The 15,327-nt window shown below is 70.3% G+C and carries 16 protein-coding genes and 2 tRNA genes; 5 read left to right on the forward strand and 13 right to left on the reverse strand.

Annotated features, from left to right (window positions below):
- Nucleotides 1–108: 108 nt before the first annotated feature.
- From IT371_23710 to IT371_23730, 5 genes are all read right to left on the reverse strand, one after another.
- A complete protein-coding gene (locus tag IT371_23710; protein ID MCC6750685.1) occupies nt 109–735 on the reverse strand; it encodes a recombinase family protein in 627 nt (208 codons plus the stop codon).
- Nucleotides 728–1,267 (reverse strand): hypothetical protein, encoded by a 540-nt coding sequence (locus tag IT371_23715; protein MCC6750686.1) that lies wholly within the window; start codon nt 1,265–1,267, stop codon nt 728–730. Before IT371_23715 ends, IT371_23710 begins: the two co-directional genes overlap by 8 nt.
- 146 nt (nt 1,268–1,413) lie before the next feature.
- Nucleotides 1,414–2,598, reverse strand: coding sequence for a site-specific integrase (locus IT371_23720; GenBank protein ID MCC6750687.1), 1,185 nt, complete (start codon nt 2,596–2,598; stop codon nt 1,414–1,416).
- Between the two features lie 87 nt (nt 2,599–2,685).
- Nucleotides 2,686–2,759, reverse strand: a tRNA-Asp gene (locus tag IT371_23725).
- 13 nt (nt 2,760–2,772) lie between these two features.
- Nucleotides 2,773–2,845, reverse strand: a tRNA-Val gene (locus IT371_23730).
- A 186-nt stretch (nt 2,846–3,031) separates the two neighbouring features.
- Between IT371_23730 and IT371_23735 the strand changes: the two genes are divergently transcribed.
- The gene (locus tag IT371_23735) at nt 3,032–3,676 is read left to right on the forward strand and encodes an NADPH-dependent F420 reductase (protein ID MCC6750688.1); all 645 of its coding nucleotides are present in this window, start codon (nt 3,032–3,034) and stop codon (nt 3,674–3,676) included.
- Nucleotides 3,677–3,714: 38 nt separating this feature from the next.
- On the opposite strand, the gene IT371_23740 is transcribed toward IT371_23735, so the two are convergent.
- A complete protein-coding gene (locus IT371_23740) occupies nt 3,715–4,830 on the reverse strand; it encodes an NAD(P)/FAD-dependent oxidoreductase (GenBank protein MCC6750689.1) in 1,116 nt (371 codons plus the stop codon).
- A 57-nt stretch (nt 4,831–4,887) separates the two neighbouring features.
- Here IT371_23740 and IT371_23745 point away from each other — a divergent pair, with 57 nt between their 5' ends.
- Nucleotides 4,888–5,358: a GNAT family N-acetyltransferase gene (locus IT371_23745; GenBank protein ID MCC6750690.1), complete on the forward strand. Its 471-nt coding sequence runs from the start codon at nt 4,888–4,890 to the stop codon at nt 5,356–5,358.
- 32 nt (nt 5,359–5,390) lie between these two features.
- Here IT371_23745 and IT371_23750 read toward each other — a convergent pair whose 3' ends face one another.
- Nucleotides 5,391–6,182 carry a YXWGXW repeat-containing protein gene (locus tag IT371_23750; GenBank protein ID MCC6750691.1) on the reverse strand — a complete coding sequence of 264 codons (792 nt, stop codon included), beginning with the start codon at nt 6,180–6,182 and terminating at the stop codon, nt 5,391–5,393.
- A 163-nt stretch (nt 6,183–6,345) separates the two neighbouring features.
- Here IT371_23750 and IT371_23755 point away from each other — a divergent pair, with 163 nt between their 5' ends.
- Nucleotides 6,346–7,665: a hypothetical protein gene (locus tag IT371_23755; GenBank protein ID MCC6750692.1), complete on the forward strand. Its 1,320-nt coding sequence runs from the start codon at nt 6,346–6,348 to the stop codon at nt 7,663–7,665.
- A gap of 132 nt (nt 7,666–7,797) precedes the next feature.
- On the opposite strand, the gene IT371_23760 is transcribed toward IT371_23755, so the two are convergent.
- The 6 genes from IT371_23760 to IT371_23785 form a co-directional block, all read right to left on the reverse strand.
- On the reverse strand, nt 7,798–8,205 hold the full coding sequence (locus tag IT371_23760) for a hypothetical protein (protein ID MCC6750693.1): 408 nt from the start codon (nt 8,203–8,205) through the stop codon (nt 7,798–7,800).
- A 155-nt stretch (nt 8,206–8,360) separates the two neighbouring features.
- Complete coding sequence (locus IT371_23765) at nt 8,361–9,197, reverse strand: class I SAM-dependent methyltransferase (protein MCC6750694.1); 837 nt, start codon at nt 9,195–9,197, stop codon at nt 8,361–8,363.
- Nucleotides 9,194–10,708: a polynucleotide adenylyltransferase PcnB gene (gene pcnB / locus IT371_23770; GenBank protein ID MCC6750695.1), complete on the reverse strand. Its 1,515-nt coding sequence runs from the start codon at nt 10,706–10,708 to the stop codon at nt 9,194–9,196. The genes IT371_23765 and pcnB overlap by 4 nt, the downstream gene beginning before the upstream one ends.
- A 124-nt stretch (nt 10,709–10,832) precedes the next feature.
- Nucleotides 10,833–11,789: a radical SAM protein gene (locus tag IT371_23775; protein ID MCC6750696.1), complete on the reverse strand. Its 957-nt coding sequence runs from the start codon at nt 11,787–11,789 to the stop codon at nt 10,833–10,835.
- Between the two features lie 65 nt (nt 11,790–11,854).
- Nucleotides 11,855–12,787 carry a transketolase family protein gene (locus IT371_23780; GenBank protein MCC6750697.1) on the reverse strand — a complete coding sequence of 311 codons (933 nt, stop codon included), beginning with the start codon at nt 12,785–12,787 and terminating at the stop codon, nt 11,855–11,857.
- Entirely contained in the window at nt 12,784–13,641 is an 858-nt protein-coding gene (locus IT371_23785) for a transketolase (protein ID MCC6750698.1), read from the reverse strand. Before IT371_23785 ends, IT371_23780 begins: the two co-directional genes overlap by 4 nt.
- Nucleotides 13,642–13,754: 113 nt before the next feature.
- On the opposite strand from IT371_23785, the gene IT371_23790 reads away from it, so the two are divergent.
- Both IT371_23790 and IT371_23795 read left to right on the forward strand, forming a co-directional pair.
- Nucleotides 13,755–14,354 (forward strand): hypothetical protein, encoded by a 600-nt coding sequence (locus IT371_23790; protein MCC6750699.1) that lies wholly within the window; start codon nt 13,755–13,757, stop codon nt 14,352–14,354.
- A gap of 212 nt (nt 14,355–14,566) precedes the next feature.
- The gene (locus tag IT371_23795) at nt 14,567–15,301 is read left to right on the forward strand and encodes a hypothetical protein (GenBank protein MCC6750700.1); all 735 of its coding nucleotides are present in this window, start codon (nt 14,567–14,569) and stop codon (nt 15,299–15,301) included.
- Nucleotides 15,302–15,327: the final 26 nt, after the last annotated feature.

Genomic DNA, 15,327 nt, shown 5'->3' on the forward strand with positions numbered 1-15,327 from the left:
GAGGTCCTGTCAAAACCATCTGTTTGTGACAGCCCACCTCGGTCGGCAGCCGGCTCGCACGATTTCAGCGGTTTGGGCGGTCGCAAACTCGAGGGGGTTTTGACAGGCTCAGGCGGAGCCCTGCGCGCGAAGAACACGGCGGCAGGTGGATTCGCTGGCCTGAAGCCTCGCGGCGATCTTCGGCCACGGAACTCCTTGCTCCCGCAGCGCGGCAACTCGCGCGGCATCTACTTCCCGTCGCGGGCGCCCGATCTGTTTCCCCCGCTTGCGGGCACCCGCGAGGCCGGCCATCACACGCTCGCGGATCAACTCGCGCTCGAACTCGGCGATCGCGGAGAGCACCGTGAAGGTCAGCTTCCCTACCGCCGTGCTCGTGTCGATCTGTTCACGCAGGCTGATGAAATCCACCCCGACGGACTGGAGCTTCTCCCCGAGCGCCAGGAGCTCGGTCGTGCTCCGCGCGTATCGGTCGAGCGCCACGGCAGCCACCAGCGTGAAGCGACCCCGACTGGCGTCAACTAGCATCCGCTCGAAATCGGGCCGGTGCCGTCGTCGGGACGAGACATCGTCATCCACATATTCCTCGACGATCTTCCACCGCCGACGGCCCGCAGCGTCGCGGAGCTGGTTGAGCTGCACGTCGATGTTCTGGTTGGACTGAGAAGTGCGGGCGTAGATGGCGACGGACTTCATGGCCGAACGGTTGTGACGGTCGCGGTGGTCGAGATCATCCATCGGTTCGACCCTGCGCGAGCCGTTTCTGCTGCTCCTCGAACCGGAACTGAAGGAGCGCTCGAGCGACGACTCGAGTTTCTTCCGGGGTGAATTCCCGCTGGTGCTCTCGTGCTTCAGGCTCCTTGGATTCGGCGGGCCGGAGTCGGTCCAGGATTGCGCGCCGCTTCTCGTCGGCACGGCGGTCGAGGCTAACGAGAGCCGCCACCAGGCCCTCCAAGGATCGCGGTTTGACCTCGAGCTTGGCCAGTTCGCCATGCAGGGTCTGCCGGACCTTCTCGAGGTCGGCGAGTTCTTGAAGCTGGGTGGCGGCCAGCGCGCCTGCGCGTTCTTTGACCACGGTGGTGGACACCTGCGTCCAGAACTGCTCCCGCTCCTCGGTCCAGTGTCCAAGGGACGCCCGGCGCCGAAATGAGCTCCAGCCAATGACCTGCTCGGCGTGCTGCGCGTACCAGTGCTCGAGACTCCGGCGACCGGGATCGGTCACATAGGCCATTCTGGCGCGGAAGACCGCCTCCTCGATCGAGGCCGGCACAGGGTCCGTGCTGGCCGAAATGGGGGCTGTTTCTTGGCCGAACCCTGGCCGAAGGTTGGCCGGCAAGGGAGGCGCCGGCCGAGCCGAATCCAAGGGGCTCTGGCCGTGCTGAGCGCGTGGGGAGGGAGGGACGTGGCGGGTTGCGCTCATGGGTCCCCTTCGCCCTGGGTGGCCTTCTTTCGACGCAGTGGAAGCACGGACGCGCCCTCCATCTGTTCGGACTTGATCCCCAGCCCCTGCCGCACCAGGGGCGAGAAGCTTCGGCGGACGAAGTGGTCGTAGTACCGCTTCGTGACCACGGGCGAGGAGTGACCCAGCGCGGCGCTCACCTCGTCGAGGGACGCGCCGCCGGAGAGCGCCCGGCTGGTGAAGGTGTGCCGAGTCGCCTCGTACCAGGTCAAGGTGACGCCGAGGCCGGGGGCGACTTTCTCCCAGCAGTGCTCGACAAACTCTTTCCGGTACCAGCTCCCATCGCGCTTGTCGCAGGGGAACACCAGGTCTTCCGGGCCGGCACCGGCCGCTTTACGCATGGCCAGCCAGGAACCGAGCACAGCCTCCGCATCGTCGGCGGCGGGGACCCACTTCATCTTGCCGGTGTTGCGCTTGTCCTCCTTGAGCGGTCCGTCGTAGGAGAAGCGGACGCGGATCACCCCGTCGGCGAGGTAGCCCAGGTCTGACATGCGTAGGGCGACCGTTTCGCCCGTGCGCAGCCCCGAGCGGTTGCCGAGGTAGAACATCAGGTCCACCGGCTCGGGGAGCGCGTTCATCAGCTTCCGCACAAGGCTGTCGTCGTCGAGCCAGGGTACATCGCGCTTCTGGGCCTGCTGGGGACGGCGCCCCTGGGGAATCTGGCGCACGGGGTTGACCGCGACGTGGCCACGCTCCACGGCCCACGAGAAGAAGCGGCTGAGCAGGTTCAGGTTGTGCCGGATCGAGGCTTCGGCCAGTTCCCGCTCGCCGTCGGCATCGACTTGCTGGCGCTGCTCATCGATCCAGTCCAGCAGGGCGGCCATCGTGATGTCCGCGAGCTTCCGCTTGCCGAACTTGGGCAAGAGGTGCTTCCGCAAGCGGCGGCGGTCGTCCTCCGCGTTCCGATTGGTGATGGACTTGGCCCACGTCTCCATCAGCCCGCGGGCGAGGGGGGCGTCGGTCCGTTCGTCGATGCCGATCTTGCCGGCGGCGACCCGCGCCTCGACCTGGGCCAGGTACTTGCGGGCCAGCTCCCGGGTGGGCTGGTGGGACAGCCGCATCTTCCACGAGCCGTCCGCGTCCTTGTAGCGGACGTACCATTTCGGGTTGTCGCGGGTGCCCCGGCGGGTCAATGAGCCCATAGACGACAGTCTAGCAGCCCATTGATATAGCGTAGATACAAGAAACGGGAGCCAGCGGACCGGCTCCCGTTTCGTCAATAATCCCAGCGGGGTGGACGGGACTCGAACCCGCGGCCTCCGGCGTGACAGGCCGGCGTTATAACCGACTTAACTACCACCCCTTGGTACTGCCTTTGGGCGGAACAGGGCTCGAACCTGCGACATCCTGCGTGTAAGGCAGGCGCTCTTCCGACTGAGCTATCCGCCCTGATAACCGCCGGCAGTGTCCTTAGCAGCGGGCGCGAGAGCTGTCAAGCAGAAGGCCACGGAGGAAGGTCACGCGGGCAGCGCGAGGCGCCGAGGGGGGGCTGGGTGTTCGCTTCCGTATCGCCGCCCTTGGCCCCGGCGTACTTACCGAGCGTCGGCCCGACGTGGCCGCGGGGAGGAGAGCGACATGCGGATCGGAGTGCTGGGTACGGGGGATGTGGGGCGGGTCCTGGGGGCGGCGTTCGTCACGCTGGGACACGAGGTGAAGCTGGGGGCCAGGGCGGCGAACAACGAGAAGGCCGCGGCGTGGGTCAAGGAGCTGGGTCCCAAGGCCTCGGCGGGGACCTTCGCCGACGCGGCGGCGTTCGGCGAGCTGCTCGTGCTGGCGACCCTCGGCGCGGCCAACAAGGCGGTCCTCGAGGCGGCGGGGGCCGCGAACTGTCGGGGCAAGGTGGTGATCGACACGACGAACCCGCTCGACTTCTCGCAGGGGATGCCTCCACGCCTGGCGGTGGGGCACACGGACTCGGGGGGCGAGGAGGTGCAGCGTCTCCTTCCGGGTGCGCTGGTCGTGAAGGCCTTCAACACGGTGGGCAACGCCCACATGTTCCGCCCGAGCTTTCCGGGCGGGCCGCCGGACATGTTCATCTGCGGCGACGACGCGAGTGCCAAGGGCCGCGTATCGGAGCTGCTCCGGGAGTTCGGCTGGGGGGTGATCGACCTGGGCGGCATCGAGTGCTCGCGTTACCTCGAGCCGATGTGCCTGACCTGGGTCCTCTACGGGCTGCGCAGCGGCAGCTGGAATCACGCCTTCAAGCTGCTGAAGCGCTGAGCGGCGTCGCACTCGCTCGCGCGCTTCGCCACGCGGGATCACTGCGCGAGCAGCGACGCGACCTCCTCGGCGAGCGCGAGGGAGGCCGTCAGCCCCGGGCTCTCGATGCCGAGGAGGTTCACCCACCCGGGGAAGCCCCGCGCCCGCTCCTCCTGCACGAGGAAGTCCCGCCAGGGCTCGCCGGGACCCTGGAGCTTGGGGCGCAGGCCGAAGCTGTCGGGTTCCAGGTCCGCGGCGCTCAACCCGGGTAGCAGCGGGGCCACCGCCTCCGCGAAGGCGCGGGCCTTGGCGGGGTCCACGTCGGGGTGCGGCGCGTCTCGCGGCACGTAGGTCAGGTCCGGGCCGAGTCGCAGCCCACCGTCGAGCGTGAGCGTCAGGTGGACGCCCAGGCTGGCGAGGGCGCGCGCGGGAACGGGGTAGACGAGGTGCGCGACGGGCAGCGGCCTTCCGGCCCGCAGTCGGAAGTAGTCGCCGCGTCCATGATGGACCGGATCGCAGGAGAGGCCGGCCGAGGCCGCGACGCGGTCGGCGTCGAGCCCTGCCGCGTTGACCACGCGTTCGCAGCGGAGGAGCTCGGTGCCGGCAGGGTGCGCGAGCTGGACCTCGTAGCCGCGGGCGAGCCGCGAGGCGCTCGTTACGGTGCAGCGGTAGAGCACCTCTGCGCCGCGCTGCCGGACCGCCGCCTCGAGTGACTTGGCGAGGGCGTGCGCGTCCACGATCCCCGTGCGCGGGGACCAGAGCGCGCCGTGCACCCGCAGGGCCGGTTCGCGTCGCGCGACCTGCCGGCCGTCCAGCAGCTCCAGCGAGGCAACGCCGTTCCTCTCGCCCTGCTCGAGGAGGCGCCGGAGCTCGACCTCCTCCGAGGCCTCCCGCGCCACGACGAGCTTGCCCACCTCTCGCCACGGTACTCCCGCGGCGTCGCAGTGCGCCGCGAGGAGCTCGCGGCCCCGCACGCAGAGCCGCGCCTTGAGCGACCCCGTCGGGTAGTAGAAGCCCGCATGTAGCACGCCGCTGTTGCGGGTCGAGGTCTCCCGAGCCGGGCCGGGCTGTCGCTCGACGAGGAGCACGCGCCTGCCCTCCGAGGCCAGACGGGCGGCTACCGCGAGCCCCACCACCCCGGCGCCCACCACCAGGTCGTCCGTCGAGAATTGCATTCGTTTTCGCTCCGTCGCAGTATACGGTCCCCGCTACGGAGCGCCATAGGACCGATCATGGAGTCCCAACCCAATCTCGTCACGCGTCTTGCCGTAGCCGCCGACGGTGCGCGCATCGGTCGCGTGCTCGATGCGTTGCGCGCCGAATTCGGTTATACGGCACAGGCCACGGTTCCCCTGCCGGTGGACGCGAATGGGCCCCTCTACGTGGTGCTGGCCGAGCTGGACGACGAGCCCGCGGGCCTGATCGCGGCCGAGCACTGCTACAGCCTCGTGCGGGGCACGAGCTTCCTCCTGCTGTCCGACATCTACGTGCTGGACGGGTATCGCCGGCGCGGCGTCGCGGCGCGGATGATCCACGAGGTGGCTGCGCTCGGGCGCAGGCTCGGGTGCCAGCGCGTCAGCCTCATTCTCGACCACATCAACAACGCCGCGCTCGCCACCGTGTCGCGCGCCGGGTTCACCAAGCTGCACGACATTCTGCTCCAGCTGCCGCTCCGCGAGGAGCGAGGCGCGGACGACCTATAGCGCTTCTTAACCGTTCGACGCGTTGAGCGCCCCTACCGCGAGGGTGGGGCGCGGCGACGGCTGCCTGAGTCGGAGGGGGGCGCTGCGCGCGGCGCCGGGCCTGGAGCGGGCGCGGGAGCTGGCGCTGGAGCCGGTCCGGCCGAAGGAGGGGCACTCCGGTACGACGGAGGCCCGGGGGGCGGAGAGCTGTCGCCTCCGGTCCACGGACCGGAACCCGTGGAGGGGCTATCCCCCGACGGCGGCGCGGAGCGATAGCTTCCGCTGGGCGGCGGAGGAGGCGGAGCCGGAGCCTCCTCGCTCGGAGGCGCTCGTCGCCTTCGCCCGGTAGGGTCGTCCGGGTCGGGGGCCGGCGCGGGGGTGCCATACCCCGGTGGCGGCGCGCCGTAGCGATACCCCGGGCCGCCGGCAGGCGGGGGATACCGGCCGGGACCGTGAGCCGGAGGACCGCCGTAGCGCCGTCCGTAGTAGTGCGGGCTCGAATAGAGCTCGGGGGCTGGCTGGTAGTGCCGGCCTGCCCATCTCCCCGGATGGTACGCGTAGCCGCCACCGCGCCGGACGTAGCCCCCGGGGTACCAATAGAGCCCCGCGGCCGGGGGATAGAGGTAGCGCCCTCGGACCCAGACGTAGCCTTGGACCCCGCCCCAGTGCCAATACCCGTCGACCCACACCATCCCGGTGGCCGGAGGCGAAGGAATCGTCTCGACCACCGGTGGCGGAGGCTCGGCATAGATCAGGTGGCCTTCGTACTCCCCGTAATAGTGCGCGTAGCAGCCGCTCGCGCCGACCACGAGGCACGCTGCCGCGACGAGTCCGAGCCTTCGCATGCCGAGCTCCTTGTCCTGGCGGTGAGTCTACCGCCCTTACAGCATAGGAGCACGCGAGGACCGTCGCGAGGACGGGCGTCACACGCCGCGCTCGCGCGCGCGAGCCGGTTGCAATGAGAGAAGACCTGCCCCTATGCTTGCCGCTCGGCATGCGGCAGGGATCATGATTTTCGCGATCATCACCACCACGGTGGGAGACCGTCGGATCTATCGGGAGCATCTCCAGGCGCACCACGACTACCTGGCCGAGCTCTCCGACCGCGGCGTGCTGGCCGCCGCCGGTCCCTTCGACGACCACACCGGGAGCATGACGCTGGTCGAGGTCGACACCCTGGAGGACGCGATCTCCATCGCGCGGAACGATCCGCTGGTCCGGGTCGGTGTGGACCGCTACCAGGTGCGGCGCTGGAACCTGATCTACGACGCGCAGGACCGCCTCGAGGCGCAGGGGACGCTCCCCCAGCTCCGCGTGCCGCCGCCGATGCCCATCGCTCCTCCACCCTCGGAGGGGGCCTTCACGGTGGTCGATGCCACCGAGGACCCGGAGCACGCCGATGTCCTCGTGCGCTGCTTCGCGCCGGAGACGATCGCCGCCGGCGATCCGACGCGCCACAACTTCCTGCGGCTGGCGCGGCCGAGAGGCCTGCGCAAGCTGCTGCTGCTCTCGGACGAGACGGTCGCGGGACAGCTCGAATACGCCCCGGCGGGAGTCGCCGGTCTCCCGATCGAAGGGGAGGGCGTCGTGGTGGTGCACTGCCTGTGGATCACCGAGGCGCACACGGGGCTAGACGGCGGACAGCGCCTGCTCGCCGAATGCGTGGAGGCCAACCCAGAGGCCCAGTCCCTCGCCACGGTGGCCTTCACCTCCACCCTCAAGTGGCTTCCTCGCAGCTTCTACGAGCGCCAGGGGTTCGCGGTCGTGGACGAGCTCGAGACGGGACGCTTCTTCGGGGACACCCCCATCGTGGCGTACCTCATGTGGCGCCCGCTCAAGGAGGGTGCGGCTCGACCCGCGTGGGTCCGCGACGCGTTCCTCGGGGGCGTGGACTTCTGCCCGGCGTACCCCTGGATGGTGGGGCGACGCCTCTACTGGGGCCGGGACTACGCCTATCGAGCGATCGTCGTGCAGGAGGGGCTCCGCCGCCCAGAGATCCTGGAGCAATTCCCCGTCCTCGCCACCCAGCGCGTGGAGAGCTGGACCATGGTGCAGGTGGGCTTCCCGGCGGCGGACCTGCCGCGCGCGACGAAGCTGATCCAGGCGGCGCTCGTCGAGGAGCCGACGTACTACGCGTACCTCTACCCGCAGGAGGGGTCGGACGAGATCATCGTCGTCTTCCCCTTCCGCGAGTACCGTGTGACGCGGGACCCGGCTACCTGGGCCGAGGCGGTCCGCTACGGTCTGGACAAGGGGATCCCCCGGGACGAGCTGCTCTTCGACCCCTCGGTCTTCCACGAGGCCGCGACGAAGGGCGGCGCCGAGTAGCTCGAGCCGTCAAGGCCCGCAGCCCGTCGCAGGCGTGCGTTGGCCGCCGAGGTGACGACGGCCGAGGGGTAGAAGGGCGCTAACGGGAACGAGGTGCGCGGCCGCGAACGGGGCCGCGCGAGGGAGCGGGGGTTACTTCTTCTTCTTGGCGGCCTTCTTGGCGGGTTTCTTGGCCGCCGCGGCCTTCTTGGCGGGCTTCTTCGGCGCAGCCTTCTTGGCAGCCTTCTTGGCGGCGGGCTTCTTCGCCGCAGCCTTCTTGCCTGCCTTCTTGGCGGCCTTCTTCGGCGCCTTCTTGGCCGCCTTCTTCTTGCGCTTCTGTCCGCCTACTGCGCGCTTGGCCCGGGCTACGTCTCCATCCTTGTCCAGGAAGTAGATGTAGTTGGCCATGTCCATGTCCACACCGGCATCGACCACCTTCTCGGCCTTGCCTTTCGGGACGCCGGGCTGCTTCCGACGGACTCGCCAGACCGCCCCGCCCTTGATGTAGTACATGAAGTCCTTGTCGCGCACGATTCCCGTCTTAGCAACCTTTTCAGCCATGCCGTCGGCCCTCCTCAAAAAGGTCTTCGTGGTGAGCACCATTTTTTAGGGAGGCTCCGTCGAGTGTCAACATATTTCCGACGAGAAAACCGGTTTTCTCGTCGGAAAAGTGCTTCGCGCGCATTCTTTCGCGCCCGATTCACCGTCGGAGAGATCTAACGCGCGGTGCTGCGCGCGTGCGGCGTGCGGCTCTGCTGCGGCTCCGCCGGCGCGCAGACGAGCACCTGAGACTCGCTGTCCCCGTCGAGGGGTTCTCCGTCGAAGCCGCCGAAGCAGCGCTCTACGCGGAAGCCCGCGACCTCCACGAGCATGCGGAGCTCCTGCGGGAAATACTGACGGTGAGCGAGCCGCACCACGTGGCTCGCCCCGGCCTCGCCCGGCGGAGGGTCGTAATAGATGTTGACGAGCACGATCTGCGTCACGGGGTCGTAGGTGTGGTTCGTCGTGTAGACCAGCGGCCGTCCGCTGCTGGGGTGTTTGAAGCGCGTGCGGGCCCACCTGCGCTGCGGGTCGCGCGTGAGCCAGGCCAGGTCCGGGTTCAGCACGTCGAAGACGAAACGGCCGTCGGGGCGAAGCCGCTCGCGTACGCCGCGCAGGAGGTCCACGAGCGCTTCCGCGCGGTAGACGTGCTGGAGCGTGTTGAAGGCGCACACCACGAGCTGGAAGCGCCCCTCGAGCGGAAGGGCGAGGATGTCCCCCTGCACCAGACGCAGGCGGTCCCGCGCGGCCGCGGGAAGGCGCTCGGCGCGTCGGCGGGCGCGGGTCAACATGGCCCGACTCAGGTCCACGCCCACGAGCGCGTGGCCGTCCCGCGCCAGGGGGAGGGCGATCCGTCCGGTGCCGCACCCCAGCTCGAGAATGGGACCGCCTACCTGGCGGGCGATGCGCCGGTAGAAGCGGACGTCGGTGCGGCGGCGGCGGTACTCGTGGTCGTAGAGCGGCGCGTCCTCGTAGTGCTCGACGGTGCCGCGTCCGAGGAGCCGCGGGTTCACGGCACCTCCTCGGGGAGCTCGTCCTCCAGGGCCTCCACGAGCAGCTCGTGCGCCTCGGTGGCGGCCGCCGCCCCCCGTCGTCGCCGGCGCTTGCGACCTCCCCGCCGATGCTTCTGCTCGAGGGTGTTCCACTGCTCGATGGCGCTCGCGAACTCGCCGGTGACGGCGTCCCGGAGCTCGAGGAGCTGCATCGCCTCGGCGAAGTAGTCGCGGTCGCGGATCGCCTGCCTGGGACGGGCCTGCGCGAGACGACGCTGCGCCACCAGGATGTGGCGCAGTCGCTCGCGGTCGCGGCGCGAGACCTGCAGCCGCGTGGCAACCGAGGCCACGAGCTGGTCGATGCGCTCGACGGTCTCGCCGATCGTGAGCTCTTCCACGAGCGCGGGGCCGGCCAGAGGGGCGAGCAGGCTTCCGAGCAGGACCGCGTGGCTCAACGGTTCGTGCCCGTCGGTGCGGGCCTGCACGACCAGGCGGTCCACCGCCTCCAGGCAGAAGGGCACCATGGAGCCGGCAGCCGCGCGGGGACCGAGGCGAGCCAGCCCGATGGCCTCCATGAGGCTCTCGGCCTCGGCCCTCTCGTCGAAGGGGGCATCCTCCGGCGCGCCCTCGGCGAGCGGGGCAGGCGGTTCGGGGAGCTCGTCTCCGGCACCGTTCGCTTCGCTGGCGAAGGCGAGCTCGTCGGCGCCGTCGGCCACCAGCTCCAGGCGCCGCCTTCGGGTGGGCCGGATGGCCGCCACGACCTGACGTGCGGTCGGAGAATCCGGAGGGGCGAGCGTCGCGGCCACCTCGGGGAAGAGCACGGCGAGCACCCCCGTGCGATGCATGAGCGCGAAGGCGGGCGCGGCCGAGCCGCTGCCCAGGATGCGGTAGATCTCCTCGAGCACCCGCGCCACCGAGCAGCGCGCGATGAGCCCTCGCTGTTCGATCATGGCCGCTTCGGTTTCGGTCTCGATGCGGAGCTCCAGGCGAGCGGCGAACTTCACCGCGCGCAAGATCCGGACGGGATCCTCGCGGAAGCGCCGCTGCGGATCCCCGATGGTCCGCACGAGGCCGGCGCGCACGTCGGCCATCCCGCCGACGGTATCCAGCACCTGGCCGCTCGCCAGGTCGAAGAAGAGCCCGTTGATCGTGAAGTCCCGTCGGCGCGCATCCTCCTCGGCGGTCCCGAAGACGTTGTCCTGCCAGATCATCGGATCCTCGCCGTTCGCGTCGGCGTCGGCCCCCGGGTCCGCGCGGAAGGTCGAGGTCTCGATGATCTTGGGGCCGAAGAAGATGTGCGCCAGGCGAAAGCGGCGGCCGATGATGCGGCAGTTGCGGAAGAGCTTGCGGATCTCCGGCGGCGTGGCGTTCGTGGCCACGTCGAAGTCCTTCGGCGTCCGGCCGAGGAGCAGGTCGCGCACGCAGCCCCCCACGAGATAGGCCTGGTACTCGTTCCGCGTCAGGCGGCGGATGACCTTGACCGCATCGGGGTCGATCCGCTCGAGGGTGATGGGGGAAAGCCGGTCTGTCACACGGTCGTCCGAGAGGCGAGGGAAAGGGACGAACTACGCTTTTCTCGCTGGTATCACATCCCTCGCGGCGTGCCAAGCATCGCGGCGCGTGGTGTCGCCCGACGCCGAGGCGGGGCGCGCGTCGTCATTCCTCGTCCGCCGAGCCGGCGAAGAGAGACCCCTGTTCCGCGGGCGGGGTCGGCCCCTCCGCGGGGACGATGGGACACCGCGCGGCGGGGAGGCCGGGGTTCTGGCAGCGGCAGGCCGAGAGGCGGATCCCCTGCTCGCGGCCGATGCGCTGCACGCGGCGCAGCAGCCCGTGGAGCTGGCGTTGCGGCAGGTGGTCGAAGGGGCTCGGGCGGTCGGATCCTTGCGACGGAAACGCGCCGAGGAGCAGCCGGAGGGCCTCCGGGGGCGCCTCGCGGCGGAGCTGCTCCGCGACCCCCGGCCGGAGGTGCAGGAAGCTCACCATGGCCTGCGTGTGCCCGAGCGCGGAGAGGGCGGAGCAGAGCTTGCGCAGGCTCTCCGTCTCATCGTTGACGTACGGGATGAGGGGATCCAGCCGCACCGCCGGGGTGAGGCCCGCGTCCTTCAGCCGCTGCAAAAGGAACAGCCGCTCGCGCGGCGAGGCGGTGCCGGGCTCCCAGCGCGCCACGTAGTCGGGCGAGAGCGACGGCAGGGGGATCGTGACCTGCACGCGGCCGGGGCGGCGCGCGAGCGCTCGCAGCGTCTCGGGGGGAATGTCCCCCCGGGTGGCGAACGAGAGGCCGAGCCCCCGGTTGAGGACGATCTCCACGCAGGCGTGGGCCGTGGCCGCCACCGCCGGGCCGCCGAGGAAGGCGTCCGAAGCGGTGGAGAGCGCGACGAAGGGGGGGAGGGGGCGCTTGCGGCGCGGGCTGTCCAGCTCCTGCCGGAGGAGGGAGGGGAGCGACTGATAGAGCCCGACGGTGCCCGGGGGCGGGGCTCCGGGGTGGCAGCGGGCGTAGCAGAAGGTGCAGCGGGCGGCGCAGCCGCGGGTCACGTTGAGCGTGGCGAGCTCTCCGACGCACCCCAGCTCGCCGCGCGAGAGGGCATGGCTCTTCTGGGCCGCGACGAGCTCCACCCTCGAACGGTATCAGGATCCACGCGCCGCCGCCTCACGGCCGCGACCGCGGGGCGGGGCGGAGGTCAGCGGGCGAGTGCCTTCTTGGCCTCGACGTAGATTCCCGCCGCGTCGAGCGCGTGCTTGGCGTAGAGCTCCTCGGGGCTGCCGGACTCGCCGAACTCCCTGAGCCCCACGCGCCGGACGCGGGTCGGGGCGTGCTCGGCCAGCGCCTCGCACACGGCCGAGCCGAGGCCTCCGACGACCGAATGGTCCTCGACGGTCAGCACGACCCCGCAGGGGCGCGCGAGCTCGGCCAGCCGCGCGCCGTCCACGGGGTTCAGCGTGTGCAGGTTCGCCACGGCGGCCTGGATCCCTTCGGACTCGAGGCGCCGCGCCGCCTCGAGAGCCCCGCCGACCGTCCCCCCCGAGGCGCAGATCAGCAGATCCTTGCCGGGGCGCAGGAGGTCCGGCTGCCCGAGCTGGAAGCGGTAGCGCTCGTCGTGGACCCGCGGCACCTTCTGCCGGGTGAGGCGCAGAAACGCGGGACCCTCGTGCGCGCGGACCAGGTACTCCACCATCTGGGCGGTCTCCAGGTCGTCGGCCGGTTGCAGCACGGCCAGGTTGGGGAGCGTGCGCAGCATCCCGACGTCCTCGAGCGCCATCTGGGTGTAGCCGTCGGGACCGACCGCGCAGCCCGAGTGCGTGCCCACGATCGTCACGTTCGCGTGGTTGTAGGCCACCGAGACCTTGATCTGGTCGAAGCGGCCGGTCACGAAGCACGAGAAGGAGCAGCAGAAGACGCGCTTGCCCGTGGCGGCGAGCCCCGCCGCCGTGCCGAGCATGTTGCTCTCCTGGATCCCCATCTGAAAGAAGCGCTCGGGGTAGGCGTGCGCGAACTTGGCCGAACGCGTGGACTCCGAGAGATCCGCGTCCAGCACGACCAGGTTCGGCACCTCGGCGCCGAGCCGCAGGAGCGTCTGTCCGAAGGTGTCCCGGGTGGCTGTGGGTTGACTCATCGGACCGCCTCCGTGGTCGGGAGCCCCGCCTTGGCGCGCACCTCGGCGATGGCTCGGTCGGCCTCCTCGCGCGTCGGCGAGACGCCGTGCCAGTTCACCGCGTTCTCCATGAACGAGACGCCTTTGCCCTTCACGGTGTGCGCGACGATCATCGTGGGGCGCCCGCGCGTGGCGGCGGCCTCGTCGAGGGCGTCCACGATCTGTCGGAAGTCGTGGCCGTCGATGGAGGTCACGTGCCAGCCGAAGGCGCGCCATTTGTCGGGCAGCGGCTCGAGGTCCATCACGTCGCGGACGTACCCGTCGATCTGCGCCTTGTTGTAGTCCAGGATGGCCGTCAGGTTGTCCACGCGGTACTTCACCGCCGACATGGCCGCCTCCCAGACCTGCCCCTCCTGGCTCTCGCCGTCCCCGAGGAGGCAGTAGACGCGCGTGTCCCGCCGGTCCAGGCGCGCGCCGAGGGCGATCCCCTGGGCCACGCTCAACCCCTGGCCCAGCGATCCCGTGGAGGCCTCGACCCCCGGGAGCCACCGGCTGCACGGGTGACCCTGCAGTGGCGACCCGAGCTTGCGCAGGCTCCAGAGCTGATGGCGGGGGAAGTAGCCGAGGTCGGCCATCACCGCGTACTGGGCCGGCACCCCGTGCCCCTTGCTCATGACGAAGCGGTCTCGCTCGGGCCAGTTCGGTTCCGTCGGGCGATGCCGCAGTTTGTAGTGGTAGACGGCGCTCACGAGGTCGATCGCCGAGAGCGAGCCCCCCGGATGACCGGAGCCAGCCTCGGCGAGCATCTCGAGGATGTCTACCCGGTAGCGAGGCGCCTTGGCCTCCAGCGTTCGAATCAGGGCTGCCTTATCCATCTCTCCTCCGCGTCGAGCGCCGCGCATTGTACTTTTGCGCGCTCGGAGATCAATCGGTTTGGGGCGGGTCCCAGATTGTTGGCCTGCTGGGCGCGCTCTGGTATGAACGGGGAATGAAGAAGCTTGTCATTCTGACTGCCTTGGCTCTCGCGACGGCTGCGACGCCCGCCCTGGCGCGCGCGAAGAACTTCGACCTGGCTGGCAAGTACGAGCTCTCGGGGGGCCTCGGCTTCGCCGCCGATGTCTCGTACTGGACCCCGGGGGGCTTCAAGTGGTTCAACGACTTCGGGATCAAGCTCTCGAGGCTGACCTGGCTCAACCTGCAGTTCAACATCGTGGCCGGCGGCACGGGGGGACGCGGGGCCTGCTACTACGACAGGCGCGGGAACTGGGTCTGCGACAAGCAGTCCTACTTCGGCGGGACGGCGCTCGAGTTCGCGGGCGGGGTGAAGCTGAAGTGGAAGCTGCCCACGGTGCCGGTGCAGATCCACGCCAAGTTCGGCGGGGCGCTCCCGCTCATCTTCTTCGACGGATTCCGGGGAGTGGGGATCGTCTTCCGGGGCGGCGTGGGGGCGCGCTACTTCTTCGTCCCCACCTTCGGGGTGGGGGCGGAGCTGGTGCACAACCTGGGTCCCGCCTTCCTGAACCGCGGCGCGGGCGTGCAGGTGTACGCCAGCGTGGAGATGAACTTCGGCGTGGAGTGGCGCTTCTGACGCGCCCGAGGCACCGTCGGGGGCGATCCCTGGGACCGGTCCTGTAGTGTGCGGTCTACGCTTGGGTAGTTCACCCCCACCTCCAAGGTGCGGGCCGCGGTGCGGCAGCCTCGATACTCCGTCGAGACCACAGCGATGACCGGCGCGGCCAGCCTCGGCCGCTTCTGGCACGTCCCTCGCAGGATCCTCAGGTCCTGGAGGGCAATGACGCGATGAAGGGCCTTTTCCGTCGGCTTCTGAGCAAGGACGAACCGCTGGGTGACCTGGCCACCGAGGACTGGGGCCCCGTGCCGGGGGGGACGGAGGCGCAGCCGGGGGATTGGGGGGAATGGCTGATCGACGATGCGCCGGGCAAGACCGGCCCGCTGCCCGCGTTGGCGGCCGAGGAGGGGGCGCCGGCTCCGGTCGCCGCCGCGCCGCCGCGTCGCGCGGACGGACCGGGGCAGACCGGGCCCCAGCTCGCCGTGCGCGAGGAGGCTCCGTCGCCGTCCACGTTTCTGGACGCGCTGACCGAGGAGGAGCGCGCGATCATCGCGCAGCAGCAGGCGGCCGAGGCGGTGCTCTCCGGGCCGGACGAGGTGTCGGCGGCGCCGGGGACGCCAGCCGCGCTTCCGGCGACGGCCCCCATGGGCCTCGAGCAGGTGGTCACGGAGCCGGCGGCGGAGGCCCCTATCGAGGCGCCGCTCGTCGCCGTGTCCAGCTCTCCCTTCGCCCCCGTCGCTCCGGCGGGGAGGGGCGTCGCGCGTCGCTCGCCGATGACCGTGGCGGCCGGCGCCAGGACGCCCCGCGCGCGCATCCACACCCGGCGCGGGATCGGGGACGAACGCGTCGAGCGAGGCGGAGGGCTAGCTCGCCTCGCGACGCCGCTGCCCCCCGCGGTGCAGCAGATGTCGACCTACCTGACGGAGGAGGAGCTGCGCATCATCGAGAAGCAGCTCGGCGGGTAGACGCCCCCGCGCGATTTTTGTAGGGT

The sequence above is a fragment of the Deltaproteobacteria bacterium genome (genome assembly GCA_020848905.1).
GTDB lineage: Bacteria > Myxococcota_A > Polyangia.